The sequence below is a fragment of the Neorhizobium sp. T25_13 genome (assembly GCF_002968675.1).
GTDB lineage: Bacteria > Pseudomonadota > Alphaproteobacteria > Rhizobiales > Rhizobiaceae > Neorhizobium > Neorhizobium tomejilense.
Genome location: NZ_PVBI01000017.1, coordinates 1 through 24671 on the forward strand (window position 1 = coordinate 1; position 24671 = coordinate 24671).

At 62.1% G+C, this 24671-nt stretch carries 24 protein-coding genes and 2 pseudogenes; 11 read left to right on the forward strand and 15 right to left on the reverse strand.

Annotated features, from left to right (window positions below):
* The 10 genes and pseudogenes from C5J22_RS31390 to C5J22_RS27295 form a co-directional block, all read right to left on the reverse strand.
* Positions 1-597 (reverse strand): annotated as a pseudogene (locus C5J22_RS31390) (signal recognition particle-docking protein FtsY); the annotation flags it as partial.
* A 15-nt stretch (positions 598-612) separates the two neighbouring features.
* Complete coding sequence (gene mtaB / locus C5J22_RS27255) at positions 613-1899, reverse strand: tRNA (N(6)-L-threonylcarbamoyladenosine(37)-C(2))-methylthiotransferase MtaB (RefSeq protein WP_105440816.1); 1287 nt, start codon at positions 1897-1899, stop codon at positions 613-615.
* Positions 1900-1985: 86 nt separating this feature from the next.
* A pseudogene (dapF, locus tag C5J22_RS27260) lies at positions 1986-2876 on the reverse strand (diaminopimelate epimerase); the annotation flags it as partial.
* Between the two features lie 358 nt (positions 2877-3234).
* Entirely contained in the window at positions 3235-3825 is a 591-nt protein-coding gene (locus tag C5J22_RS27265) for a biliverdin-producing heme oxygenase (protein ID WP_105440817.1), read from the reverse strand.
* A gap of 28 nt (positions 3826-3853) precedes the next feature.
* Positions 3854-6400 (reverse strand): TonB-dependent receptor, encoded by a 2547-nt coding sequence (locus C5J22_RS27270; RefSeq protein WP_105440819.1) that lies wholly within the window; start codon positions 6398-6400, stop codon positions 3854-3856.
* Positions 6401-6537: 137 nt separating this feature from the next.
* Positions 6538-7467, reverse strand: a complete 930-nt coding sequence (locus tag C5J22_RS27275) for a FecR family protein (RefSeq protein ID WP_105440820.1) — start codon at positions 7465-7467, stop codon at positions 6538-6540.
* Positions 7460-7990, reverse strand: coding sequence for an RNA polymerase sigma factor (locus tag C5J22_RS27280; protein WP_105430681.1), 531 nt, complete (start codon positions 7988-7990; stop codon positions 7460-7462). Before C5J22_RS27280 ends, C5J22_RS27275 begins: the two co-directional genes overlap by 8 nt.
* A 239-nt stretch (positions 7991-8229) precedes the next feature.
* Positions 8230-9324: an MBL fold metallo-hydrolase gene (locus C5J22_RS27285; RefSeq protein WP_105440821.1), complete on the reverse strand. Its 1095-nt coding sequence runs from the start codon at positions 9322-9324 to the stop codon at positions 8230-8232.
* 63 nt (positions 9325-9387) lie between these two features.
* Entirely contained in the window at positions 9388-9825 is a 438-nt protein-coding gene (locus C5J22_RS27290; protein WP_046637393.1) for a type II toxin-antitoxin system VapC family toxin, read from the reverse strand.
* A complete protein-coding gene (locus tag C5J22_RS27295) occupies positions 9825-10067 on the reverse strand; it encodes a type II toxin-antitoxin system VapB family antitoxin (protein WP_105440870.1) in 243 nt (80 codons plus the stop codon). The genes C5J22_RS27290 and C5J22_RS27295 overlap by 1 nt, the downstream gene beginning before the upstream one ends.
* A 294-nt stretch (positions 10068-10361) precedes the next feature.
* Here C5J22_RS27295 and ffh point away from each other — a divergent pair, with 294 nt between their 5' ends.
* From ffh to trmD, 5 genes are all read left to right on the forward strand, one after another.
* On the forward strand, positions 10362-11954 hold the full coding sequence (gene ffh / locus C5J22_RS27300; RefSeq protein ID WP_105440823.1) for a signal recognition particle protein: 1593 nt from the start codon (positions 10362-10364) through the stop codon (positions 11952-11954).
* Positions 11955-11968: 14 nt separating this feature from the next.
* The gene (locus tag C5J22_RS27305; protein WP_105440824.1) at positions 11969-12283 is read left to right on the forward strand and encodes a chorismate mutase; all 315 of its coding nucleotides are present in this window, start codon (positions 11969-11971) and stop codon (positions 12281-12283) included.
* Between the two features lie 78 nt (positions 12284-12361).
* Positions 12362-12727: a 30S ribosomal protein S16 gene (gene rpsP / locus C5J22_RS27310; RefSeq protein ID WP_105403860.1), complete on the forward strand. Its 366-nt coding sequence runs from the start codon at positions 12362-12364 to the stop codon at positions 12725-12727.
* Between the two features lie 119 nt (positions 12728-12846).
* Positions 12847-13413, forward strand: coding sequence for a ribosome maturation factor RimM (rimM, locus tag C5J22_RS27315; protein WP_105440825.1), 567 nt, complete (start codon positions 12847-12849; stop codon positions 13411-13413).
* A 5-nt stretch (positions 13414-13418) separates the two neighbouring features.
* Entirely contained in the window at positions 13419-14105 is a 687-nt protein-coding gene (trmD, locus tag C5J22_RS27320; protein ID WP_105440826.1) for a tRNA (guanosine(37)-N1)-methyltransferase TrmD, read from the forward strand.
* Between the two features lie 142 nt (positions 14106-14247).
* Here the strand turns inward: trmD and C5J22_RS27325 are convergent, their stop codons facing one another.
* Positions 14248-14994 (reverse strand): sulfite exporter TauE/SafE family protein, encoded by a 747-nt coding sequence (locus C5J22_RS27325; protein WP_105440828.1) that lies wholly within the window; start codon positions 14992-14994, stop codon positions 14248-14250.
* A 263-nt stretch (positions 14995-15257) separates the two neighbouring features.
* On the opposite strand from C5J22_RS27325, the gene rplS reads away from it, so the two are divergent.
* Complete coding sequence (rplS, locus tag C5J22_RS27330) at positions 15258-15812, forward strand: 50S ribosomal protein L19 (RefSeq protein ID WP_046605196.1); 555 nt, start codon at positions 15258-15260, stop codon at positions 15810-15812.
* Positions 15813-15876: 64 nt separating this feature from the next.
* Here rplS and C5J22_RS27335 read toward each other — a convergent pair whose 3' ends face one another.
* Both C5J22_RS27335 and C5J22_RS27340 read right to left on the reverse strand, forming a co-directional pair.
* Entirely contained in the window at positions 15877-16476 is a 600-nt protein-coding gene (locus C5J22_RS27335) for a nuclear transport factor 2 family protein (RefSeq protein WP_245440555.1), read from the reverse strand.
* A 37-nt stretch (positions 16477-16513) separates the two neighbouring features.
* Entirely contained in the window at positions 16514-17794 is a 1281-nt protein-coding gene (locus C5J22_RS27340; RefSeq protein WP_105440830.1) for an MFS transporter, read from the reverse strand.
* Positions 17795-17961: 167 nt separating this feature from the next.
* Between C5J22_RS27340 and C5J22_RS27345 the strand changes: the two genes are divergently transcribed.
* Together C5J22_RS27345 and C5J22_RS27350 are read left to right on the forward strand one after the other, a co-directional pair.
* Entirely contained in the window at positions 17962-18756 is a 795-nt protein-coding gene (locus tag C5J22_RS27345; protein ID WP_105440831.1) for a transporter substrate-binding domain-containing protein, read from the forward strand.
* A 3-nt stretch (positions 18757-18759) separates the two neighbouring features.
* On the forward strand, positions 18760-19578 hold the full coding sequence (locus tag C5J22_RS27350; protein WP_105440833.1) for an amino acid ABC transporter permease: 819 nt from the start codon (positions 18760-18762) through the stop codon (positions 19576-19578).
* An 89-nt stretch (positions 19579-19667) separates the two neighbouring features.
* Here C5J22_RS27350 and ppk2 read toward each other — a convergent pair whose 3' ends face one another.
* Complete coding sequence (gene ppk2 / locus C5J22_RS27355) at positions 19668-20582, reverse strand: polyphosphate kinase 2 (protein WP_105403853.1); 915 nt, start codon at positions 20580-20582, stop codon at positions 19668-19670.
* Between the two features lie 322 nt (positions 20583-20904).
* Between ppk2 and leuC the strand changes: the two genes are divergently transcribed.
* Complete coding sequence (gene leuC, locus C5J22_RS27365) at positions 20905-22314, forward strand: 3-isopropylmalate dehydratase large subunit (protein ID WP_105403852.1); 1410 nt, start codon at positions 20905-20907, stop codon at positions 22312-22314.
* Between the two features lie 256 nt (positions 22315-22570).
* On the opposite strand, the gene C5J22_RS27370 is transcribed toward leuC, so the two are convergent.
* Positions 22571-23122, reverse strand: coding sequence for a L,D-transpeptidase (locus C5J22_RS27370; RefSeq protein WP_105430688.1), 552 nt, complete (start codon positions 23120-23122; stop codon positions 22571-22573).
* A 217-nt stretch (positions 23123-23339) separates the two neighbouring features.
* On the opposite strand from C5J22_RS27370, the gene C5J22_RS27375 reads away from it, so the two are divergent.
* Entirely contained in the window at positions 23340-24023 is a 684-nt protein-coding gene (locus tag C5J22_RS27375) for a response regulator transcription factor (protein WP_105440834.1), read from the forward strand.
* Positions 24024-24032: 9 nt separating this feature from the next.
* On the forward strand, positions 24033-24488 hold the full coding sequence (locus tag C5J22_RS27380) for a cyclic nucleotide-binding domain-containing protein (RefSeq protein WP_105440835.1): 456 nt from the start codon (positions 24033-24035) through the stop codon (positions 24486-24488).
* The last annotated feature ends 183 nt before the right edge of the window (positions 24489-24671 follow it).

Here is a 24671-nt window from a genome sequence, read left to right on the forward strand (position 1 = left end):
GGGTTCTGGGCGAGGCGTTTCACTGGGAGCGACGGGGACCACTTCGTCCACGGAGGCACCCCCCTCTGTCCTGCCGGACATCTCCCCCTCAAGGGGGGAGATCGAATCGTGGCCCGCACGTTGCCCCAAAACAGCATCCGAGCCTGTTGTACTGTCATCAGACGCCTGAGCCAGCGGCTCATCCGTAATCTCCCCCCTTGAGGGGGAGATGTCCGGCAGGACAGAGGGGGGCGCTTCCGCGGCAGCAACACCCTCTTCTTCGGCCTCGGCCTCCGCCTGCAACAGCGACAACGGCACCATTCCGATCTCGGAAGTGGCTTCGACACCCGAAAGCAGCGCCGGCTCATCCTCTTCGGCAGTCTCCGGCTCGGTCGGCTCGACATTCTCCGCCGCCACATCCGCAACCGGCCCGCCAGCCGTCTCGATCTCGGCCGGTGCGACCGGGTCGACGGGTGAGATAGGCAGGTCTTCGTCGCGCGACTTCGGCTCCAGTTCCGCCTGGATGGCGGCGACATCCTCCGGCTTTTCCGCATCGGGTGCCGGTTCCTCGGCGGGTTTGCCGAAGGTGAAGACGCGTTTGATGAAGCTCAATGCCATGAGAACCTGTTCCGGTTACGCCGCCCGAGACGGGACAAGGGCGGACGCGACCTGCATTTCCAGATGTTTGCCGTTATGGCCGGTAATCATAACGCGCTTGAGTTCGCGGGGAACAAGGTGAGGCGCCGCCACCAGCGAAAAGTTTTCCGTATGCGCCATGCCGTTGTTCTCGACGATGATCGCCTGCTCGGTGCCGACCATGCGATCGAGGTGGGCACGATGCAGAACGTCGCCCCGCGCCCGCAGCCGTGCCGCCCTGTCCTTGACGACCGCCCGGTCCACCTGCGGCATGCGCGCCGCCGGCGTGCCCGGACGCGGGCTGTAGGGGAAGACGTGCAGGAACGAGATGCCGGCCTCTTCCGCCAGTGTCGCGGCGTTCTCAAACATTTCTTCCGTCTCGGTCGGGAAACCGGCGATCATATCCGCCCCGAAGGCGATCTCGGGCCGCAGGCGCCGCGCCTGCGCCGTGAAGGCAAGCGCCTCGGCGCGCGAGTGGCGGCGCTTCATCCGCTTCAGGATCATGTCGTCGCCATGCTGCAGCGACAGGTGCAGATGCGGCATGAAGCGCGGCTCGTCGGCGATCAGGTCCCAGAGATGCTTGTCCGCCTCGATGCTGTCGATCGAGGACAGGCGCAGGCGCAAGATCTCAGGCACTTGGCGGAGCAGCGTCTTGGCGAGGTATCCGAGCGATGGCTGGCCCGGAAGATCGGCGCCATAGCTGGTGGCATCGACGCCGGTCAGCACGATTTCGCGATAACCGCCTTCCGTCAGCCGCCGGGCCTGCTCGACCACCGCACCCATCGGCACCGAGCGGGAATTGCCGCGGCCATAGGGAATGATGCAGAAGGTGCAGCGATGGTCGCAGCCGTTCTGCACCTGGATGAAGGCGCGCACGTGGCCGTCGATATGCTTCACCATCTGCGGCGCGGTGGCGCGCACGCTCATGATGTCGTTGACGCGCAGCTTCTCTTCCGCCGAAACGCCGAAATCCGGCAGCGCCCGGTAGGAGGCGCTGGTCAGCTTCTCCTCGTTGCCGAGCACGGCATCGACTTCCGCCATGCCCGCAAAAGTCTCTTTTTCGGTCTGGGCGGCGCAGCCGGTGACGATGATGCGCGCATGCGGATTTTCCCGCCTGGCCCGGCGGATCGCCTGACGGGCCTGGCGCACGGCCTCGCCGGTCACGGCGCAGGTATTGACGAGGATCGCATTGTTGAGCCCGGCCTTTTCGGCCTCCGCCCGCATCACTTCCGATTCATAGGTATTGAGCCGACAGCCGAAGGTGATGACCTCGACCCCGCTCAATTGACCCGAGCCTCCGGCTCGTTCCTATGAGAAGATTGGGCCTCCGGCTCGTTCCCGTGAGGCGATTGGGCCTCCGGCTCGCCCCTTTGACCAGCATCGGCGTCACGGCTGAAATTGCCGCTCTGGGGATCGACCTTGCCGGACCATTCCCATTCGGCCGGACCTGTCATGACGACGTGGTCGTCCCCGCGCCATTCGATGGTAAGCGGCTGGCGGATCGGGCTGGAGGCAACGTCGATCGTCACCGTGCGTCCGGTGCGCCCGGTGCGGGCGGCGGAAACGGCGGCAGCACAGGCGGCCGAGCCGCAGGCGAGCGTCAGGCCGGCGCCACGTTCCCAGGTGCGGGTGCGCAACGACGACTTCGACGTGACCTGCGCCAGCGTGATATTGGCCTTTTCCGGAAACATCGGATGGTTTTCGAGCAGTGGCCCGAACCGTTCGAGGTCAAAACTCATCGGATCACGATCGACCCAGAAGATCGCATGCGGATTGCCCATCGACATGGCAGACGGCGAATGCAGGATCGGCGCGTCGATCGGGCCGATCTGCAGTTCGATGCGGCTCGTATCGAAAAACTCCTCGGCAAGCGGAATGCGGTCCCACTCGAAGACCGGCTTGCCCATGTCGACCGAAATCGTACCGTCCTCATGCTCGACGGCATTGAGTATGCCGGCGACGGTCTGGAAGGTAAAGGTCTTGCGGCCGGTCTCGGCGCTCAGTGCCTGCACCACGCAACGCGTGCCGTTGCCGCAGGCCTGTGCCATCGTGCCGTCGGAATTGAGGATGTCGATCCAGGCATCGGTGCCCTGAGCCTTCGGATCGTGAATGGCCATGATCTGGTCGAACTGGGTGGCCGGATCGGCATTGAGCGCGATAGCAGCCTGCGGCGTCACCTTGTCGGTGCGTCCGCGCATGTCGACGACCAGGATCTTGTTGCCAAGCCCGTTCATCCGCGCGAATTCCACCAGTTCCGTCATGACGCCAATCCATTCCGGGCCGAATGCCCGCCTATTGGGCTGTATATGGCGGAAAAGGCAGGGAATTACCAGTGGGTGGTATGCCTCTGTGCCGCGGTGGTCGGCAGGCAGGGAGAGGGAACCGGCCATGCGCGCCGGAATACGCCGCCCCTGGATCCTCGGGTCAAGCCCGAGGATGACGACGGAGAGGACGAAGGGTGCCCAAAAACAATCGTCGGCGCGGACAGACGTTCGTCGTTGAGTGAGGGATAGGCCCTAAATTGAACTAACTCCAGACCTTACCCCGAGTTTACCACCCCTTTGAAAACGCCCAACGCCGTCATCCTCGGGCTTGACCCGAGGATCCACGCATCCCCCATCAGATGAAAAATTCGTCCACCAGCGCATGCACCCGCCGAAACGCCGACTTGGCGCCTTCGGCCATTTCCGTTTCCTCCGCCTCGGACATCTCGAACCCGTTGAAAGCAGCAACGAAAGTGCGCCAGTGCAGGCCGCGGCCGGCGGGGTGGCCGGTGAGGTGGCGGGCGCCGAATTCTTCCGACAGGCCAAGCCTTGCCGCCTGCTTCAGGAGGAAGGCGGCGCCGAGGTTCGAGCCTTCGGCAACGTACAGCCACCCGAGTGCGGCCGGGATACCGAGCCCGCCCATGCCGGCAGTGAGGACGGCCGGCGCATTTCCGGTCACATCGGCGATATCCTGGCGCAGTGCTTCAAGCCGGACCCGGCTCGGAAGATCGGGGACAATGCGGTTGAGCCGCGGATCGAGATAGAGCGGATCGACATCCGCATGGAAATGATGCTGCACGGCGAGGAAGAGCGCGTAACGCTCGCGGCTGGCGAAGGGATCGGCCGCCATGATGCGCGTGTCTAGCCGCTCATGGGTGGCATCGGTGAGAGCCTTCAGACGCTGGATTCGGGTCGGTGCGGTGGGTGTTTCAAGTTCGATCTGCATGCGTGCAATGTCCAGATGCTTATATGTTTTAGAATTTGGCCGTCAGGAACGCCCGGATTGTCCGTCCGGGAGCGGGAGTGAACCCGTCGAGCGCATCCACGTAAAATCGATCCGTCAGGTTCTCCGCCTGAAGGTCGAACGTCAAGTGGTCGGTGATCTTGTAGGTGGCGAACGCGTCGACGGTCGTGTAGGGAATCCACATGCCCGTATACATCCGGGCATCCTGCGTGACCGGCGAGAGGCGCGCGCCGCCATGCGTGAAGCGGGTGCCAAAACTCAGCCTGTCGTCGAAGAGGCGCATGCCGAGCGTCAGGCTCGCCATGATCTCGGGCGGCATGTGGTTGGCGGCATAATCCATCGACACGGTCGAGTCCGAGCATGTGGAAAGAGTGCGGCAGAACTCGTAGCTCAGGTACTTGGTCAGCGATCCTTCGCCGAAGAACGGGCCGGCCTCATAAGAGCCGGAGATTTCGATACCGGAGAACCGGGTGCTCCTGAGATTGTCGAAGGTGAAGACCGGCTGGCCCGGCCCCGCATTGGACGGTACGCGAGAAATATAATCGGTGTAGTTGTTGTTGAAATAGGACAGCTTGAAGCGCAACGCGTCGTCGGCCAGCAACAGGCCATCCTTGCTGTAGTTGATGCCGACTTCCCAGTTCTTCGAGACCTCCGGCTTCAGATAAGGGTTCTGGATGACGTTACCGTCATTTCCCATGGTTTCGCGCATGGTCGGCGGGCGCATGCCTTCGGCATAAAGCGCATAGAACTGCAGCCCTTCGATCGGCTCCACGATGACGCTGACGGACGGGTTGAACCGGCCACCTTCCTTGTGGCGGATGCCGGTCCTGGATTCGATACCCTTGTCGTTCATCCAGTAACCGTCATAGCGCAGCCCGGCATTGAGAGTCAGCCAGTCGGTCGCCTCCCACTGTCCGTCGGTGAACACGCTGGCGATCGACCGGTTGCCGATGCTGGGATCCATCGGCACCCCGCGGTCGATCGTATGGTTGCGGCTGAAATAGCGCCTGGAATCGATATCCTCGAGCAGGTAGGACGCGCCGTAATTGGCCTTGAACGGCCCGTATTCCGTGTCGAACAGGCTCGTGTTCGAGATGTCGCCGCCCCAGGTATGGGTCATGGCGTAACGCGGATCGTCACCCGGTATGATGTTGAATTGCGGAAGATAGATGCCGAAACCCGTCGACATGGAGTTCTGGTCGACGATGCTCAGCCAGGCATTGACCTTGAGATCGATCAGGTCGCTGGGATTGTAGCGATAACGGCTGGTGAACGTGTCGGTCGTGACATCGGATAGCGGCGCCTGCCGGAATGTGTTGTCGCCCGAGGTCAGAAGCGAGGTCATGATCTGGCCGAACTGGCTTTCATAGCGGATATAGCCCAGTTCCAGGCTCTGGTCGTCATCGAAGCGAAGCGTACTCTTGGCGAGAAACGAGGTGGATTCGTTGGACGAGTTGAAAACCTCCTCGCCCTGCTTGGTACGCGAGAGGGACTGGTTGCTGCCCTGGAACTCGTAATAGTTCTTGCCGTGCTTGCCGGCGAAATAGTTGCCACGGTAGCGGCGGGCACCGGCGATGACGAAATCGAAATTGTCCTGCACCGTACCGAACGCAAAGCTGCCCGAGCCATTGGTGAAATCGAAGAATTCGGCCGAATCCGTCTGCTGGTCGTAGGAATTGACCGTAAAATCCCTTGTCGTGTTGTCCTGGGCACCGATCTTGATGCGGCCGCCATATTGCTTGCCGTCCTCGACGATATCCTTGGCTTTCAACGTGGTGATCTCCACCACGCCGCCATTGACGCCGGCGCCCACCGCGCCGCCCGTCGGTCCCTTGGAAATGCCGACGCCGCCGATCAGGTCCGGATCGATATAGGTGCGGTCATCGACGCCGCCGTAACCGCGCCAGGTGGTCGTCGTCTGCTGCGTACCGTCGATCGCAACCCGAACACGGTTCTGGCCCTGCAGGCCGCGAATGTTCACGTTGACGGAACCGCTGCTGTGGTTGTTGGCGGAGATGATGCCCGGCGTATTCTTGAACAGGTCGCCGGCCGACGAGCCGCGGAAGCGTTGGATCTGCTCGGACGAGATATAGCTCGTGGAGCCTGGCGTCTCGTAAGGCGTGTCGGCCGCACCGCCGTTGCCGCCATCGCGCAGAACAATTGGCTTGAGCGTCGTATCCGGGTCGCCGCCGGTCGCTGCGACCGAAGACGTACCGGCTTCCAGCGTCACCGTATTGCCGCCGCTTGACCGGAAGGAAACGCCGGTGCCGGAGAGCAGCCGTGACAGGGCGGCAGACGGCGTCAGCGAACCGGTCACGCCACCTGTGGTCTTTCCGGCCGTGATTTCGCTGCGATAGACGAGGCGCAGGTCGGTCTGGCGGCCGAGCGCGAGAAGTGCGCTTTCAAGTGGCCCGGCGGGAATGGAAACGGCGACCTGCTGCGACTGGACGCCTTGCGCCGGCTGCTGTGCGGTGGCCGGAGCCATGCCGCCCAGCCAGGATGCGCAGCCAAGCGCGATCCGGACATGCCGCGAAAAAAGCGGTCCCCTCAAACTCATTTCAACCCCCTGACTCAAACTTCGGGACCGCTCTCATCGCGGCCCCTGGTGGTTATGAGTGAAAGAGGGCTCCAACTCCTGATGTCGGTTTTCGAAAAAAGATGATTTTAATACTCAATTTTCCGGTGGGCCTATCTTCAGCGCGAACGGACCAGCGTAACCCAGTCGGAAACCCGGATGATGCGGATCGGCAGGCTCTCCTGCAGAGCCGTGAAAGCCTGGTCGAGATCGGTGACAGTAAACACGCCGCTGACCCGCAGCTGCGAGGCCTGGTCGTCGAGCACCATGATGCGGCCCCGCTGGTAACGGCTGATCTGGCCGAGCACCTCACCGAGCGGCCGGCCGGAGAAGACCAGCTTGCCGCTGCGCCAACTCGTCAGATCGGCGACATCGCCGGAGCCGGTTGTCAGGCGACCATCGGCGCCGAGATGCGCGGTGCCGCCGGTATCGAGCACCGCACGCTGGGAGCCGGCGGTCACCGCCACATGCCCCTCCTCGACCATCACCTCATCGCGCTCGCCGACCCGCACCGCATAATGGGTTCCGAGCGCGATCGCCTGGGTCTCGTCGCCGCTGACGACGAAAGGCCGCGCCGGGTTCGGGGTGACGTCGAAAAAGGCTTCGCCGCGCAGGACCACGATCCGGCGCTCGGCCTGGCCGTATCGCACCTTGATGGCGCTATCGGTGTTGAGCGTCACCACCGATCCGTCATCGAGGTCGATCCGCTGGATGACGCCGACCGGCGTGTAGAAATCCGAACGATACCGGGCGATGACGCCGGTCTCGCTGGCGATGATGCCAAGACAGCCCATCAGAAGCAGAGCGGCAATGCCACTCCCGACCACCCGGCGCCGGCGTGGCACGACCGTTTTCGGCACCGCGGCGAGATCGCCCCAGAGAGCGCTCATCTCTTCAAAGGCAGCCGCGTGAGCCGGATCCTGCATTTTCCAGAATTCGAAGCGGCGGCGATCCGCATCTGTCGCATCGCGGGAGCCGAGCCGCGCGACCCACCCTGCCGCCTCCTCCGCAATGGCGTCCTCACGCGCTTTGTCTGAAACATTAGTCATGCGCAATCCCCCCGGCGGGAGGCAATGCCGCAAGGCGGGCCTGACGGCAAGCCATGAGTGCACGGATGATGTGTTTTTCAACCATGTTTCGGGAGATCCCGAGCTTGGTCGCGATCTCTCCGTTGGAAAGCCCTTCGAGCCGGCTGAGCACGAACACGACCCGGCATTTCGGCGGCAGGGAGGAAATCGTCTCGATCAGAAGTCCGAGCTGCTGGCGCGCAGCGACCACGCGCTCCGGACTTGGCGCTTCGTCGGCAACCTGCGTCTGGTCCAACTCATCGTCGAAAAGCGCGCTGTCGCGCATCAGCCGGGCGGTAATGCCATGGGCGACGGACCGGGCGACCTGGAAAAGATAGGCATGCGGATTGCGCAGGTCCTCCTTCGGCGATGCCGTCAGCAGCCGCAGAAAGGTCTCCTGCGTCGCGTCCGCCGCATCCTCCCTGTTGCGCAGGCGCCGAAGAAAGAACCGCCGCAGCTTCCCCTCCTCGGTCTGCTGCAACTGCTCGATAAGGCTGATGTCCAAGTCCGTTACCCCAAGGCCGAAACCTGCCCGACCAACGGCTCCGCGTTTAGCGCCGCCTAAAAAGCGGCGCAACATCAATGATTTGGAATGGATCCAAAGAACATCCTATAAGATGATAATTATACTCATGTTTTAATGTGAAATCAGCATGTTGGGCAGCCGGGCATTGGTGGCGACAGAAACTGGATTTTTTGCCGCTTCGGGCCATCTGTCGCGCTTTAGCAACAGTTCCGGCGTGTTCAGACGGAAATTGTCGGCACTTCGAAGACTTCGCCGGGGCGCATGGGTCGAAAACGGTCCCGGGAAACGCGGCGTGCATCGAGAGCGGCGTGGAGCGCCGCCAGCGGCTCTTCGATCCCTTCATCGGTCAGCTTGAACGTGCCCCAATGATGGCCGGCGACGAAAGCCGCATCGCAAAGAAGCATGCCCTCCACCGCCTCTTGCGGGTTCTGGTGCTGCGCCTGCATGAACCAGCGCGGCTCGTAGGCGCCGAACGGCAGGTTGGCGAGCCGGAAAGCTCCGTGCTTTTCCCGCGCGGCGCGGTAGTTGATGCCCTGGTGGAAGCCGGTATCGCCGATATGGTAGATCTTGGCCGCGGGAGTTTCGACAACGAAGGCGGCCCAGAGCGCCATGCGCCGGTCGCCTACGCCGCGCGCCGACCAGTGATGGCAGGGCTCGCAATGCAGGACGATGCCAGGACCGATATCTGCGGCGATCTCCTCGCGGCCGCCCCAATCCATCACCGTGATCTTCGCATCCGCGATACGCGATCGGATGAGCGCGTCATTGCCGAGCGGCGTGATGAAATGCGGCTTGTCGCGGCCCTGCAGCACCCAGAGGGTTTCGAGGTCCATGTGGTCGTAATGGTTATGGGTGACGAGCACGACATCGATCGGCGGCAGGTCGCCGATGCGGATGCCGGGCGGATTGACCCGCTTCGGACCGGCGAAACGCACCGGGCTGGCGCGATCGTCCCAGACCGGATCGGTCAGGATGTTGAGGCCGGCGACCTGGATCAGCATCGCCGCATGCCCGACCATGGTGACGGTCAGCCGGTCGCCCGAGACCCGCGTTTTCGGCACGGCCTGAGGAAACGGGCTCGGAAAACTGTCCGGCCAGGCGATGTTGTTGCCCCCGAGCTTCCAGCGCAGCAGGTCAAGCCCGCCGCGCGGCTGCTCGCCACCCGGATTGAAGAAATACGTTCCGTCGAAATGATCGGAGGCCGGACCGGAGTAGTACTTATTGGCAGCCATGGCTCCCCTTGCCGCGAACCCGCCCACGAGGGCGGTGATCGCACCGATGCCGGACCATTTCAGGAATTTTCGTCGGTTCATGGGAGATGTCTATCAGCGTGCTCTTACACCTGGGAAGAGACGTTGCGTGTGCGAAGAACACATTTACGCGACTTCGATATCCGTTTTGGAGAAATCGTCGCCAACGAAGAGTAGTGGAGACTTGAGCGTCTTTGCAGCGGCATAAGCGAAGCAATCGCCGAAGTTCAATTTTGCGGGATGGCCGACGAAACGGCCATAGATCTTTGCAGCGGCCAGTGCCGAGTCATGAAGACCAGATGGAAGAGCGACTTCGACAGCACCGATTTGTCCGAAGAAATCAGCGACAACCGCCTGCACCTCTTCGATCAGATATTTCGGCGTCGGTGCATGCTCGCCATATACAGCGATCTTTCTCTGACGGGCCAAAGCGATGACTGCCTCAAACACAACCATCGAGGAATAATAAACAGGGGCCTCAGCAGCTCTGATTTTGCCGAGCAAGGACGCCCCTACCTGTTCTCGACCCAAAATTGCGACGATTGCGGACGCATCGAGAAACATCAGATTTCCCACATCTCATCCATGAAGGCCTTTTCATCGAAGTCCGGGTCTTTTGGTCCGAGCGCCGCAATACGCTCCTGCAAAGGCCTGATACGCTCCTCCAGCGACAGTTTCTCCCCGGCCCGCTTCAGCTCGTTCTCCAGCGCCACCCGCACGGCTTCCGTCTTGGTTTTCGTACCGAGCCGGCGCATAACTTCATCAGCGAGCTCATTCACTTTGGCGTCGCGTATATAGAGGGACATGGCTACCATCCACAGTTTGAATATTCAATATAGAGCAATTGAATATTCCCGCAAGGCGAGGCACCGACCGCCCACCGGCCGGCAGACTTGACTTTCCCGCCCGCTTGCTGTTAAAGCCCGCCCATCTGCTGACAAGTTACGACTTGGAGCCGCCGACCGGGGCCGATAGACTGAGCCCGGAGGTCAACACCCGACAGCGCGTTGCGCCCTCGGGTGCTTTTTGGCTTTGTCTCTTGTTTTTGGCGGATGAGAACCCGACGTTTCGGTCATCCGAAACGCGAGAAGGAAGAAACGATGTTCGAAAGCCTCCAGGACCGTCTTGGCTCCATCTTGAGTGGACTGACCGGCCGTGGCGCATTGAGCGAAGCGGATGTGTCCGCCGCTCTGCGCGAGGTTCGCCGCGCCCTGCTCGAAGCAGACGTGGCACTGGAAGTCGTGCGCTCCTTTACCGACAAGGTGCGCGAAAAGGCCGTTGGCGCCGAAGTCCTGAAGTCGATCAAGCCGGGCCAGATGGTCGTCAAGATCGTCCATGATGAGCTGATCGAGATGCTCGGCTCCGAAGGGGTCGGCATCGACCTGCATGCGGTCGCCCCGGTGGTGATCATGATGGTCGGCCTCCAGGGCTCCGGCAAGACGACGACGACCGGCAAGATCGCCAAGCGGCTGACCGATCGCGAGCGCAAGAAGGTGCTGATGGCATCGCTCGACACGCGCCGCCCGGCCGCCCAGGAACAGCTCCGCCAGTTGGGTGTCCAGACCGGCGTCGACACGCTGCCGATCATTGCCGGCCAGTCGCCGACCGAGATCGCCGCCCGCGCCGTGCAGGCCGCCAAGCTCGGCGGCCATGACGTCGTCATCCTCGACACCGCCGGCCGCACCCATATCGACGAGCCGCTGATGGCGGAGATGGCAGAGATCAAGCGCCGCTCCAACCCGCATGAAATCCTGCTGGTCGCCGATAGCCTCACCGGTCAGGACGCCGTCAACCTCGCCCGCAATTTCGACGAACGCGTCGGCATTACCGGCCTCGTGCTGACCCGCATGGACGGCGACGGCCGTGGCGGTGCGGCCCTTTCGATGCGCGCCGTCACCGGCAAGCCCATCAAGCTGATCGGTACCGGGGAAAAGATGACGGAGATGGAGGAATTCCATCCCCGCCGCATCGCCGACCGCATTCTCGGCATGGGCGACATCGTTTCGCTGGTCGAGAAGGCCGCGGAGAATATCGACGCCGACAAGGCGCGCGCCATGGCCGAAAAGATGGCCAAGGGCAAGTTCGACCTCAACGATCTGGCCGAACAGCTGAAGCAGATGCAGTCGCTCGGCGGCATGGGCGGCATCATGGGGCTGATGCCGGGCATGAGCGGCATGAAGGACAAGCTTTCGGCCGCCGGCATGAGCGACAAGACGTTTGCCCGCCATATCGCCATCATCCAGTCGATGACCAGGGCCGAGCGCGCCAATCCCGACATGCTGAAGCACAGCCGCAAGAAGCGCATCGCAGCCGGCTCCGGCACGGATGCGGCCGAAATCAACAAGCTTCTGAAAATGCACCGCCAGATGGCCGACATGATGAAAATGATGGGCGGCAAGGGCAAGGGCGGCATGATGAAGCAGATGATGGGCGGCCTTGCCTCGAAGATGGGTCTTGGTGGTATGGGGGGCGGCATGGGCGGTGGTATGGGTGGAATGGGCGGCATGCCCGATCTTTCCAAGCTCGATCCGAAACAGCTCGAAGCGCTGCAGAAGCAGGCGGAGGCCGCAGGCTTCAAGCCGGGCTCGATGCCGGGCATGCCCGGCGGTGGCATGCCGGGACTTGGTGCGCCCAAGCTACCCGGTCTCGGCGGCGGTTTCCCGGGTCTTCCGGGCCTGCCGAAGAAGAAGTGAGGGAGGACACGCCGATGATTGACCCTGAGGTCAAGACCAAGCTTTCAAGCTACCGCCAGTCGATCGACAACATCGACGCGGCGCTCGTGCACATGCTGGCGGAACGTTTCCGCTGCACCAAGGAAGTGGGCGTCCTCAAAGCCCAGTACGATTTGCCGCCGGCCGACCCGGCGCGCGAAGAATTCCAGATCGAGCGACTTCGCCGCCTGGCGAAGGAAGCGCATCTGGACCCGGATTTCGCCGAGAAGTTCCTGAACTTCGTCATCAAGGAAGTCATCCGGCACCACGAAGCCATTGCCGCCGAACACGTCGGCACGAAGACAGCATGAATCAGCCCGCCTGACGGCGGGTACAACAAGACCCCTGGTCCGCCGACGGCGGCCAAGAAAAACCTAGGAGTAATTGCAATGTCCCTGAAAATTCGTCTCGCCCGCGGCGGCTCCAAGAAGCGTCCGTACTACACCGTCGTCGTTGCTGACGCCCGTTCGCCCCGCGATGGTCGTTTCCTCGAAAAGCTCGGTTCCTGGAACCCGATGCTCGCCAAGGACGATGCCAAGCGCGTCGAACTGAACGCCGAACGCATCCAGCATTGGATCGACAACGGCGCCCAGCCGACCGACCGCGTTCTGCGCTTCCTCGCCGAGGCCGGCATTGCCCAGCGCGAAGCCAAGAACAACCCTGGCAAGGGCCAGCCGGGCAAGAAGGCCCAGGAACGCATCAAGGAACGCGCCCAGAAGGCCGAAGAAGCAGCAGCCGCTGCCGCCGAAGCATAAGCTTCGCGACCATTCTTTCCTGAACGACGGGCGGCGCGGCAACGCGCTGCCCGTTTTGCTGTTTGCTTTTGATCGCGCAAAGCTTAAATGAGCGCACGACAACCGAGATCACGACCCTCATGACCAAGCTCGAAAATCCCGTTCTGATGGCGACCATCGGCGCCGCCCAGGGTCTCCGGGGCGAGGTGCGGGTGCGCACGTATACGGCCGATCCGACCGCGCTCGGCGACTACGGTCACCTGCATAGCGAGGACGGCCGGATCTTCGAGATCCTCGAAATCCGCGAAGCCAAGAACATCGCAATCGTCCGCTTCCGCGGCATCAACGACCGCAATGCGGCCGAGGCGCTGGCCGGTCTCGAACTTTTCATCGAGCGCGACAACCTGCCCGACGACGAACTCGAGGAAGACGAGTTCTATTATGCCGACCTCGAGGGTCTCGAAGCAGTCGACGAGGAAGGTAAGAGTTACGGCACGGTGAGCGCCGTCTATGATTTCGGCGCCGGCGATCTCCTGGAGCTGAAAGGCCCCGGCCGCCGCCCTGCCCTCATCCCCTTCTCCGAGTCGGCAGTGCTGGAGATCGACCTCGAAGGCGGCAAGATCGTCATCGATCCGCAGGCCGCCGGCCTTGCCGAGAATCCGGAAGACGAGGGTCCCGCACCGGGCCTGCCCAAAAAGGGCAAATAGCAACGATGACCTTCCGCGCCACCATCCTGACGCTCTACCCGGAAATGTTTCCCGGACATCTGGCCTTGTCCCTGGCCGGCAAGGCGCTGGAGCGCGGACAATGGACGCTCGATACGGTACAGATCCGCGATTTTGCGCAGGACAGGCACCGCACCGTCGACGACACGCCGGCCGGCGGCGGCGCCGGGATGGTGCTGAAGCCGGATATTTTGGCCAAGGCGATCGACAGCGTCTCCGAAAACGGCGACTTGGCCCCGGGGCGCCCGCGCCTGCTGATGAGCCCGCGCGGAAAACCGCTGACCCAGGAAAAGGTGCGCGAGCTGGCGGCCGGTGACGGCGTGGTGATCGTCTGCGGCCGGTTTGAAGGCGTCGACCAGCGGGTGATAGATGGCCGCAATCTCGAAGAGGTCTCGATCGGCGACTACGTTCTGTCCGGCGGCGAGCCGGCGGCGCTGACGCTGCTCGACGCGGTCGTGCGCATCCTGCCGGGCGTCATGGGCAATGCGCTGTCGGGTACCCATGAAAGCTTCGAGAACGGGCTGCTCGAACATCCGCAATATACCAGGCCGCAGGTGTTCGAAGGCCGCGAGATCCCGGCCGTGCTGACCTCCGGCAACCATGCGGCGATCGAAAAATGGCGGCTGGAAGAAGCGAAAAAGCTGACGGCGGAGCGGCGCCCGGATTTGTTATAGGCCAAAGCAGCCCCCTCATCCGCCCTTCGGGCACCTTCTCCCCGAGGGGAGAAGATATTTGTGCCGCCACTTCACTATTCCCTCCTCTCCCCTTGGGGAGAGGGTGGCCGAGCGTAGCGGAGGCCGGGTGAGGGGGCGCCGCTCACCCCGTCACGAAATAATAGATCGTCAACCCCACGCCGACCGCCACCACGCACCAGCGCAACACCGCCTGCGGCACCCGCCGCGCCATCCACACGCCGGCATAACCGCCAAGCGCGCCGGCGGGGATCATCACCAGCGCCTCCGGCCAGGCAATGACGCCACCGCCGACGAAGACGATGATGGCGACGGCCGCGATCAGGATCGCCAGCATGTTCTTCAGCGCATTGAGGTGGTGATAGCTGCCGCCGGTGGTGACGCCGAGCACGGCGAGCATCATGATGCCCATGCCGGCGCCGAAGAACCCGCCATAGATCGCCGTCAGGAATTGGGCGATAACGGAGCCGGGCGAACTCGCCGGCCGCTCCGCCGATGCCTTCGGTTTCAGCCAGGGACCTGCGGCAAACACCGCCGTCGCGGCCGCCAGCAGCCAGGGCACCAGCGCCCGAAAGGACGGATTGTCGAGCGACAGCAGCAGGAAAGCGCCGGCGAAGGCGCCGACGACGGAAACGAGCGCCAGGACAAGCGCACTGCGCCAGCGGCTGGAAATCTCGTCCCAATAGGCGATCGTCGAAGTGACATAGCCCGGAAATTGTACGATGGACGACGTCGCATTGGCCAGGATCGGCGGAACGCCGGCAAGCGTCATCGCCCCGAAGGTCAGAAAAGTCCCGCCGCCGGCGATCGCGTTGACCGCGCCGGACAGGAAGCCCGCCGCGGCGAGCAGGGCTATCATTGTGATTGTCATTGATGTTTCCTCATCCCTGGCCATCAGATAGCGACTTCGGCGAAACGCGGCAATAGCGGGCTTTTTCGTCACAAAATCGCAATCAACGGGATGACAAACCCATGTCTTTCGTGTATTGGCCCAGCCGGAAATGGGAAATATCCCGTCGACCAGCAACAAAGAATGGTGAATTCGCTCTGCCGAAAAGGCAAATCCCGAGGCTTTGACCAAAGGGATATATCCGAGCGCTCTGGCTGTTTCAGAAGAACCAAAGGTTTGAGACGATGAATATCATCCAGGAATTGGAAGCCGAACAGGCCGCCAAGATTGCAGCCAAGCGCACGCTTCCGGAATTTTCCGCTGGCGACACCGTCCGCGTCAACGTGAAGGTCACGGAAGGCACCCGTACTCGCGTACAGGCTTATGAAGGCGTCTGCATCGCCCGTTCCGGCGGCGGCATCAACGAAAGCTTCACCGTTCGCAAGATCTCCTACGGCGAAGGCGTCGAGCGCGTATTCCCGGTCTACTCGCCGATGGTCGAGAGCGTCGAAATCGTTCGCCGCGGTAAGGTCCGTCGCGCCAAGCTCTATTACCTGCGCGATCGTCGCGGCAAGTCGGCTCGTATCGTCGAAGACACCGGCGTTCGCGCCCGCAAGCTGAACGACGCCGAGCGTCAGGCAGTTGCCGAAGAGAAGGCACGTATCGAAGCCGAGAAGGTTGCAGCAGCCCAGGCTCTCGCCGCCGAAAAGGCAGCAGCGGAAGCCGCTGAAGCAAAGGCCGCAGCGGAAGCTGCTGAAGCAGCCGAAGCCGCCAAGGCCGCTGAAGCTTCTGCCGAATAAGCTTTTCATATCGAATACGGAAAAGGCGGCCTTCGAGCCGCCTTTTTTGTTGCGTGATACAGGTTTAATTCCTGACGGCCGAATCCCAGTGTTCGTCCGCCTTGCCATTGACGATACGCCATGTGTCGTACCAGGTGCTGGTATAGCTCTTCGAAGGATCGCGAGGATCTTTCATTTCGCGCACCGTCCCCACGGTCACCAGATCGCTCTCCGCTGTGACAAAGACGACCGGCGTTTTTATTTTGGTCGGAATGGGGCTCGGCTTCCGCTTCAGGACGTCGATGAAATAGCGCACCACGCCCTCGCGTCCTGACGCGGCATTCGGGTTGTGCTGGATGTAACGGTCAGTGAGGTACTGATCGGCTTTGTCCCACTGATTGGCTTCCAGCAGGTCGCGGACGATACCGTAGGCAACCTGCTTGTTTGCATGCAGCTTGGGGTCCGTGCTGGTGAAAAGCGCGTCTTTGTCCGCGGCGGCCGACACCGGCTCCTGTGCCAGCGACGGCGTGGCAAGCGTGCCCATCGCGGCCCCGAACAGGACCAAACCCAGAGCGGCACGTTTCAAGACTCGTATCATCGACGTTCTCCCAAGCGTTTTGATCTGGCTTGCCAAAAGACATAGGAGAAACGCCGATGAGGCGGAAGCAGGCAGTTTTACCGCCATTGGTTCCCCAGAGGGAACCAATGGCGGTAACGTCCGGTCAGATGGAGATCGCCTGTCTCGCCGCCAACATTCGGCCGACGATGATGACGAGGACACCGGCGACAGCAAGGCAGGCCGCCAGGAAGACCATCGGCAGGATATCGTTACCGGTCGAATCCCGGATCCACGGGACGACGTTCTGTGCGACGAAACCGCCGAGATTGCCGACCGAATTGATCGCCGCGATGCCAGCCGCAGCGCCGGCACCCCTGAGGAAGCGTGAGGGAAGACTCCAGAAGACTGGCTGGCCAGCGAAAATGCCGGCTGCGGCGACGCAAAGGAAAGTGAACTGCAAGGTCGGCGAGGTGACGAGCGCCGAAAGCGCCAGGCATATCGCGCCGACGAAGGCGGGACCGACAATATAGGGAGTTTTGCTCTCGGCCCGGTCTGCGGCGGCCGGCACCACCCATAGCGCGAGCGCGACGATTACCCACGGAATGATGTTGATGAAGCCGTTCGTCGTGTTCGAGACGCCGAATCCCCTGACGATGGTCGGCAGCCAGTAGCTGAGACCGTAGGCAGCAAGCGGGAAGCCGATATAGCAGAGCGCCATCAGAAGCACTCGCGGATTGACGAGCGCCTTGAATCCGTTGTCTGCATGCTCCTCCATTCCGGAATTCTCACGCGCCAGCCGATCGTGCAGCCAGCGCTTTTCATCCTCCGTCAGGAATTTCGCCTTTTCCGGCGTGTCGTCGAGATAAAAGAAAGTGACGATCCCGGCGAGCACCGCCGGAATGCCGGTCGCCAGGAAGACCCATTGCCATCCCGCATGGCCAAGCAGCCCGTTGAGATCGAGCAGCATGCCGCCAATCGGGGCGCCCACGGCATTGGCGAGCGCACTGAAGATCATGAACAGGCCGACCATGCGGCCGCGATAATCCTTCGGGAACCAGAGCGTCAGCAGGTACAGGACGCCCGGGAAGAAGCCTGCTTCCGCAACACCGAGCAGGAAACGGAGGATGTAGAACATCGTCGCGTTCTGCGTGTAGGCGAGCGCCACAGTTACAATGCCCCAGGTGATCATGATGCGGGCGAACCAGCGGCTGGCGCCGAACCGGTTGAGGAAGAGGTTGCTCGGGACCTCGAACAGAAAATAGCCGATGAAAAAAAGCGAGGCGCCGAGACCATAGGCATATTCGCTCATGCCGAGCGCGCCGACCATTTCCAGCTTGGCATAGCTGACGTTCTGACGGTCGATATAGGCAATCAGATAAAGGACGCCGAGGAACGGCATAAGCCGCCAAACGATCTTTGAAATTAGCTCTTTTTCCTGAACCAAATTATTTACTCCAAAGCATTTGCTGCAGAGGAAGCAGCGTGTTTCGGTGAGGGGGATGTAGGGGACCCCCTTATGCGCGGCAAGAAAAAGATGCCCGCTGCCGGCCGCTTGCTATCGGCCGGCTTTTCATGAGAGGGATTCGCCAGCCATTTGTCAGGAGTGCCACAATGCTCTCACGCCGTATGCTGATCTCCGGCCTTGCCGCCCTTGCCTTTGCACCCGCCGCCAGCGCCGCCGAACTGCCGGACCTGAAGGGCCGGACGGTTGTCGTGGTCACGGAAAACGCCTATCCGCCGCTGCAATTCGTCGATCCGAAGAGCGGCAAGGCGATTGGCTGGGAATATGATGCGATGAACGAGATCGCCAGGCGGCTGAATTTCAAGCTCGAATACCAGGGCACCAGCTGGGACGCGATGATCCAGGCCGTTTCCGACGGGCAATACGACATCGGCATGACCGGCATCACCATCAAGGACGACCGCAAGGAGAAGGTCGATTTCTCCGATCCCTATATGCGCTCGCAGCAGTTGATGCTGGTGCGCGGCGACGAGAAGCGTTTCACCGACGCCAAGAGTTTTGGCGCCCTGGGGACTGGACTTATCGGCGCACAGCCGGGAACGAGCCCCTTCTACACCGCGGTCTACGAAATCCTCGACGGCAACGAGCAGAACCCGCGGATCAAGCTGTTCGAGACCTTCGGCGCGACAGTGCAGGCGTTGAAGGCGGGAGACGTCGACCTGGTGCTGACGGACAGCACCGCCGGCGACGGGTACGTCAAGGCTTCCGGCGGTTCCTTGAAGCTGATCGGCCAGCCGCTCGGCACCGAGGATTTCGGCTTCATCTTCAAGAAGGGCTCAAATCTCGTTGCGCCGGTCAATGCCGCGATCGCCGCCCTGAAAGCCGACGGCACGCTCGATGCGCTGAACAAGAAGTGGTTCCTCGACTACAAGATGGGCCAGTAAGGCATGGCGCCTTCGCGTCGCAGAACGTCCCAGCCGCAGGATTTCCCCTGGTGGCTGGTCGCCTTCGCGATACTTTGCCTCGGCCTGGCGGCGGTCATCGCCCTCAACGACCTTTATTCCCAGGTCTTCAATGTCGTGGCCAAGGGCATCGGCATCACGGTCGGCGTGACGCTTGCCGCCTTTCTCCTGGCGACGCTGCTCGGGCTCGGCATCGCGCTTGCGGGGCTTTCCGGCAATGTCGTGCTGAGGCAGGCGGCGCGTTTCTATATCGAGCTCGTCCGCGGCATCCCGATCCTCGTGCTGCTCTTCTACATCGCCTTCGTCGGCGCACCGGCCTTCGTGACGCTCTACAATTGGGCGCTGGCGCCGCTGATCGAGGGCGGCTGGGCCCAGGCGCTTCTGGTGCGCGACGTCTCGCTGCTCTGGCGGGCGATCATCGCACTGACGATCGGTTATGCAGCCTTCATCGCCGAAATCTTTCGTGCCGGGTTCCAGGCCGTCGATATCGGCCAGATCGAGGCGGCAAAGGCGCTGGGCTTGACCCGCTGGCAGCGTTTCCGGCTGATTGTCTTCCCCCAGGCGATGCGGGTGATCCTGCCGCCGCTTTCCAACGACTTCGTCTCGATGGTGAAGGATTCATCGCTCGTCTCGGTTCTCGGCGTCGCCGACATCACCCAGATGGCCAAGGTCTATGCGGCCGGCTCCTTCCGCTTCTTCGAGACCTATTCGATCGTCACCTATATCTACCTGCTGCTGACGATTGGCCTGTCGCTGGCCCTGCGCGGCATCGAAGGACGTTTGCGGAGTAGGACGGAGCGCTAACGCGAAAGGCGGCCCGAAGGCCGCCTCGCCGTTTCATTCCCTGCCGAGCGCCCCGCAGCATCAACGACGGCAGGGCGCAGCAGTTCTGTTCAGTACACTTCCGGGACGTACATGTCCGCCGGCACCGGGTGGCGGATGTAATCGTCGTTCCGGACGCGGCCCGGCAGGTCTATCTGCTCCTTCGGCACGGTCTCGTAAGGCACCTGGGCGAGAAGATGGGAGATCATGTTGAGCCGCGCCTTCTTCTTGTCGACGGCCTGCACCACCCACCACGGCGCTTCCGGGATGTGGGTGCGCTGGAGCATCTCTTCCTTGGCTTTGGTATATTCTTCCCAGTGGACGCGGCTTTCGAGGTCCATCGGCGACAGCTTCCACTGCTTCAGCGGATCGTGGATGCGCATCTTGAAGCGGAATTCCTGCTCCTCGTCGGTAATCGAGAACCAGTATTTGACGAGGATGATGCCCGAGCGGACCAGCATGCGTTCGAATTCCGGCACCGAACGGAAGAACTCTTCCAGCTCGTCCTTGGTGCAGAAGCCCATGACCCGCTCGACGCCGGCGCGGTTGTACCAGGAGCGGTCGAACATCACCATTTCGCCGGCGGTCGGCAGATGCGGGACGTAGCGCTGGAAATACCACTGGTTCTGTTCGCGCTCGGTCGGCGCGGGCAGCGCGACGACGCGGGCGACACGCGGATTGAGGCGCTGGGTGACGCGCTTGATGGCGCCGCCCTTGCCGGCCGAGTCGCGGCCTTCGAACAGCACGACCATCTTCAGCTTCTTGTACTGCACCCAGTCCTGCAGACGGACCAGCTCATGCTGGAGGCGGAAGAGTTCACGGAAATAGATCCGGCGGTCGATCGTCGCCTCGGCGGGCTCGGACATGCCCTCGGCGACCAGCTCGTCGAGCCGGTCCTCTTCCATCTGCATTTCCAGCTCTTCATCGAAGCTGTCGGCGATCTCTTCCTTGATGCGGCTGAGCTGGTCTTGCATGGGTTCGGACATGGTGGGCATTCCTCCTTTATGGAAACTCAGATCAACCACGTTTCCGCGAAAGCTTTATGACAGAGATGCGACAGATTTTCTGCGAAGCAATTCGATTGCCGATTTCTTCGGAAACTGCTATTGCAGCGGCCATGGGATCGAAATTCGGATGCCTCGCGAACCATATCGTCGTGCTGCAGGACCACAAACGTCTGCCGGCACGGTTTTTCGCGCGGGTATCCGGGGCGCTTTGCGACCGACTTAGCTGATTGTCTCAGCTTGCGGCAGCCCTAAGCTGCCGGACACCCATTTCCTGTTTCAGTCAGCTTTACGGACAGCAGCCATGAGCGCACCCCGCACCCTTTACGACAAGATCTGGGACGACCACGTCGTTTCCGAGGACGAGAACCACACCTGTCTTCTCTACATCGACCGTCACCTCGTTCACGAGGTGACGTCGCCGCAGGCTTTCGAGGGCCTGCGCATTGCCGGCCGCAAGGTCCGTGCACCGGAAAAGACGCTCGCCGTCGTGGACCATAACGTCCCGACCACGGCCGACCGCCACGAAGGCATCAAGAATGAGGAAAGCCGCATCCAGGTGGAAGCGCTTGCCCAGAACGCTCGTGATTTCGGCGTCGAATATTATTCGGAAAAGGACGTCCGCCAGGGCATCGTCCACATCGTCGGCCCGGAACAGGGTTTCACCCTGCCGGGCATGACCATCGTCTGCGGCGACAGCCACACCTCGACCCACGGCGCCTTCGGCGCGCTGGCGCACGGCATCGGCACGTCTGAAGTCGAGCACGTGCTCGCCACCCAGACGCTGGTGCAGAAGAAGGCGAAGAACATGCTGGTGCGCGTCGACGGCCAGCTGCCGCCGGGCGTCACCGCCAAGGACATCATCCTTGCCATCATCGGCGAGATCGGCACCGCCGGCGGCACCGGCCACGTCATCGAGTTCGCCGGCGAGGCGATCCGCGCGCTCTCCATGGAAGGCCGCATGACGGTCTGCAACATGACGATCGAAGGCGGCGCCCGCGCCGGCCTGATCGCGCCGGACGAAAAGACCTTCGAATACATCAAGGACAAGCCGCGCGCCCCGAAGGGCAAGGCCTGGGACATGGCGCTCGACTACTGGAAGACGCTGCAGACGGACGAAGGCGCGCATTTCGACAAGGTCGTCGTGCTCGACGCCGCCAACCTGCCGCCGATCGTTTCCTGGGGCTCTTCGCCGGAAGACGTCATCTCGGTCGAGGGGTCCGTTCCGAACCCGGACGATATCCCGGACGAAACCAAGCGCACCTCCAAATGGCGTGCACTGGACTATATGGGCCTGAAGCCTGGCACCAAGATCACCGATATCGCCATCGACCGCGTCTTCATCGGCTCCTGCACCAACGGCCGCATCGAAGACCTGCGCGCCGCGGCCAAGGTTGTCGAAGGCCGCACCGTTGCATCGACCGTGTCCGCCATGGTCGTCCCGGGCTCGGGCATCGTCAAGGAACAGGCGGAAGCCGAAGGCCTCGACAAGATCTTCAAGGATGCCGGTTTCGAATGGCGCGAGCCGGGCTGCTCGATGTGCCTGGCGATGAACGACGACCGCCTGAAGCCGGGCGAGCGCTGCGCTTCCACCTCGAACCGCAATTTCGAGGGCCGCCAGGGTTATAAGGGCCGCACCCATCTCGTCTCGCCGGCCATGGCCGCCGCAGCCGCAGTCGCGGGCCACTTCGTCGACATCCGCGAGTGGAAATAAGCGTCTTCCAGCTTTGATTTCGAGATGCCCGGCCTTCGCGCCGGGCATTTTCGTTTCCGGAAGCGATCCCCTCACCTGCGATTTCTAACACTTAAGCAAAGCTTAAGATGTTGAAATCGCTTCCTCTCCCGCAAGGGGAGAGGTAACCCGACGCCGCGCCGCAACTTACCTCTCCCCTTGCGGGAGAGGTTACAAAATCAAGATCTTAGCTTCAGCTAAGTCTTAGATTTTGTTGGTGAGGGGATTTGACGACGCCTTACCCCAGCACCCTCACCACCGTCCCCTTGCGCATGAAGCGGATGAGCCGTTTCATGTCGGGAAGGCTGACGGCGATGCAGCCGGCGGTCGGCTGGTAGCCGGGTTTGATCAGGTGGAAGAAGATCGCCGAACCCCGGTTGCGGGCTCGCGAGGTGACGTTCCAGTCGAGCACGAGGCAGATGTCGTAGAGCCCGTCGGCCCGCATCATCTCCTCATGGCTTGGCCGGAACGGTGCCCTCACCGGGCGATTATACGACGGGTGCTCCGGCTGATCGCACCACAGCAGGTCTTTACCGATGCGCGTCATCGAAAGCGGCGTCGGGGGCAGCGTCACGCGGTCCCCACGGACATAGCCGTTGAGGAGGCGCATCGGCGCGATCGGCGTTGCGCCGTCCCCTTCCCGCTTGAAGGGAGAGGTGCCGGACCGCCCCAGCGCCGCCGGCACGGTGATGCCGCCGAAGGAGACGATCGCACGGCCCCGGTCGCGTGGCGCGGTGCGAACGGTGACGACGGCAGTGTTTTTGTGATTTCCCTCGCGAAAACGCTGCATTTCTCTCACAAGGTTTTGCTTTGAATATGATTTCGTTTGAATTCATAGCACACTAAAGCGCTGCGCATATTGAATCGAAACATCGTACTTTCCGAAAATCGATTCCGATTTTTGGGTCGATGCTGTAGGGATTTAGGTCGAGGAGCCCTAAATGCGCTTCGATTGACTGGCAATGACAACAGTCCGGACGCAACGGCGAGACGAAAGGCAAGAACGCATGGCAGCGCGCACGATACTCCTGGTGGACGACGACGATGATCTGCGCGAGACGCTTGTCGAGCAGTTGTCGTTTTACGACGAGTTCGCAATCCTCCAGGAGGCGAATGCGGCCAAGGCGCTGCAGGCCGCCAAGAATGCCCAGATCGACCTGCTGATCATGGATGTCGGCCTGCCGGACATGGACGGCCGCGAGGCGGTGAAACTGCTGCGCAAGAACGGCTTCAAGGCCCCGATCATCATGCTGACCGGCCACGACACCGATTCCGACACCATTCTCGGCCTCGAAGCCGGCGCCAACGACTATGTGACGAAGCCCTTCCGCTTCGCCGTGCTGCTTGCCCGCATCCGTGCCCAGCTTCGCCAGTACGAGCAGAGCGAGGATGCCACCTTCACGGTCGGCCCCTATCTCTTCAAGCCGAGCCAGAAGCTGCTGACCACCGAGGACGGCAAGAAGATCCGCCTGACCGAAAAGGAAGCGGCGATCATCCGCTACCTCTATCGCGCCGGCCAGAAGGTAGTGACCCGCGACGTCCTCCTGGAGGAAGTCTGGGGCTATAATTCCGGCGTCACTACGCATACGCTGGAAACACATGTCTACCGCCTTCGCCAGAAGATCGAGCGCGATCCGTCGAGCGCCGAAATCCTGGTCACTGAAAACGGCGGCTACAAGATCGTACCGTAAAGGGCCCTGATGTCGCTGACCGAAGATATCCGCCTGCTTTCGCAGGTTCCGCTGTTCCGGGACATGAATGACGACCAGCTGCGCCTCGTCGCCTTCGGTGCCGAGCGTCGGCAGGTGACGACCGGCCAGCAGCTGTTCCGGGAGAAATCCCCGGCGGAATCGGCCTTCATCGTCGCAAGGGGCCGTTTCGAGCTGCTGATGGCGGATCGGGGCGGCGAGCTGAAGGTGGAGGCGACGGTCGGTCCCGGTACGCTGCTGTCGGAGCTGGCGCTCGTCACCATGGTGGAGCGCAAGTTCACCGCAATCGCGATCGAGGATTCCGAGGCCCTGAAGATCAGCCGTTCGCTGTTCCACCGCCTGCTGGAGGAATATCCCCAGGTCGGCCGGGTGATCGAAAGCCGCATCCGCGACAACATCACCAGCCTCGCCAGGGCGGCGGCAGCGATGCAGGACCGGTTTGCGTGAGGCTTCTTGTTAATCTAACCGAGCCCGCAGCCCCCTTACCCGGCCTCCGCTTTGCTCGGCCACCCTCTCGCCAAGGGGAGAGGAAGAACGGCCGCGGCGCGGCATATCTCTTCTCCCCAGCGGGGAGAAGGTGCCGGCAGGCGGATGAGGGGGCCACAGTCCCGCAGCATATCGCGACGGATA

Coding starts and splice junctions, on each gene's coding strand:
- C5J22_RS27265 (WP_105440817.1), bottom strand. CDS start 3,825: ATGCAGATCGAACTTGAAACACCCACCGCACCGACCCGAATCCAGCGT.
- C5J22_RS27270 (WP_105440819.1), bottom strand. CDS start 6,400: ATGAGTTTGAGGGGACCGCTTTTTTCGCGGCATGTCCGGATCGCGCTT.
- C5J22_RS27275 (WP_105440820.1), bottom strand. CDS start 7,467: ATGACTAATGTTTCAGACAAAGCGCGTGAGGACGCCATTGCGGAGGAG.
- C5J22_RS27285 (WP_105440821.1), bottom strand. CDS start 9,324: ATGAACCGACGAAAATTCCTGAAATGGTCCGGCATCGGTGCGATCACC.
- C5J22_RS27290 (WP_046637393.1), bottom strand. CDS start 9,825: ATGTTTCTCGATGCGTCCGCAATCGTCGCAATTTTGGGTCGAGAACAG.
- C5J22_RS27295 (WP_105440870.1), bottom strand. CDS start 10,067: ATGTCCCTCTATATACGCGACGCCAAAGTGAATGAGCTCGCTGATGAA.
- ffh (WP_105440823.1), top strand. CDS start 10,362: ATGTTCGAAAGCCTCCAGGACCGTCTTGGCTCCATCTTGAGTGGACTG.
- C5J22_RS27305 (WP_105440824.1), top strand. CDS start 11,969: ATGATTGACCCTGAGGTCAAGACCAAGCTTTCAAGCTACCGCCAGTCG.
- rpsP (WP_105403860.1), top strand. CDS start 12,362: ATGTCCCTGAAAATTCGTCTCGCCCGCGGCGGCTCCAAGAAGCGTCCG.
- rimM (WP_105440825.1), top strand. CDS start 12,847: ATGACCAAGCTCGAAAATCCCGTTCTGATGGCGACCATCGGCGCCGCC.
- trmD (WP_105440826.1), top strand. CDS start 13,419: ATGACCTTCCGCGCCACCATCCTGACGCTCTACCCGGAAATGTTTCCC.
- C5J22_RS27325 (WP_105440828.1), bottom strand. CDS start 14,994: ATGACAATCACAATGATAGCCCTGCTCGCCGCGGCGGGCTTCCTGTCC.
- rplS (WP_046605196.1), top strand. CDS start 15,258: ATGAATATCATCCAGGAATTGGAAGCCGAACAGGCCGCCAAGATTGCA.
- C5J22_RS27335 (WP_245440555.1), bottom strand. CDS start 16,476: ATGGCGGTAAAACTGCCTGCTTCCGCCTCATCGGCGTTTCTCCTATGT.
- C5J22_RS27345 (WP_105440831.1), top strand. CDS start 17,962: ATGCTCTCACGCCGTATGCTGATCTCCGGCCTTGCCGCCCTTGCCTTT.
- C5J22_RS27350 (WP_105440833.1), top strand. CDS start 18,760: ATGGCGCCTTCGCGTCGCAGAACGTCCCAGCCGCAGGATTTCCCCTGG.
- ppk2 (WP_105403853.1), bottom strand. CDS start 20,582: ATGTCCGAACCCATGCAAGACCAGCTCAGCCGCATCAAGGAAGAGATC.
- leuC (WP_105403852.1), top strand. CDS start 20,905: ATGAGCGCACCCCGCACCCTTTACGACAAGATCTGGGACGACCACGTC.
- C5J22_RS27370 (WP_105430688.1), bottom strand. CDS start 23,122: ATGCAGCGTTTTCGCGAGGGAAATCACAAAAACACTGCCGTCGTCACC.
- C5J22_RS27375 (WP_105440834.1), top strand. CDS start 23,340: ATGGCAGCGCGCACGATACTCCTGGTGGACGACGACGATGATCTGCGC.
- C5J22_RS27380 (WP_105440835.1), top strand. CDS start 24,033: ATGTCGCTGACCGAAGATATCCGCCTGCTTTCGCAGGTTCCGCTGTTC.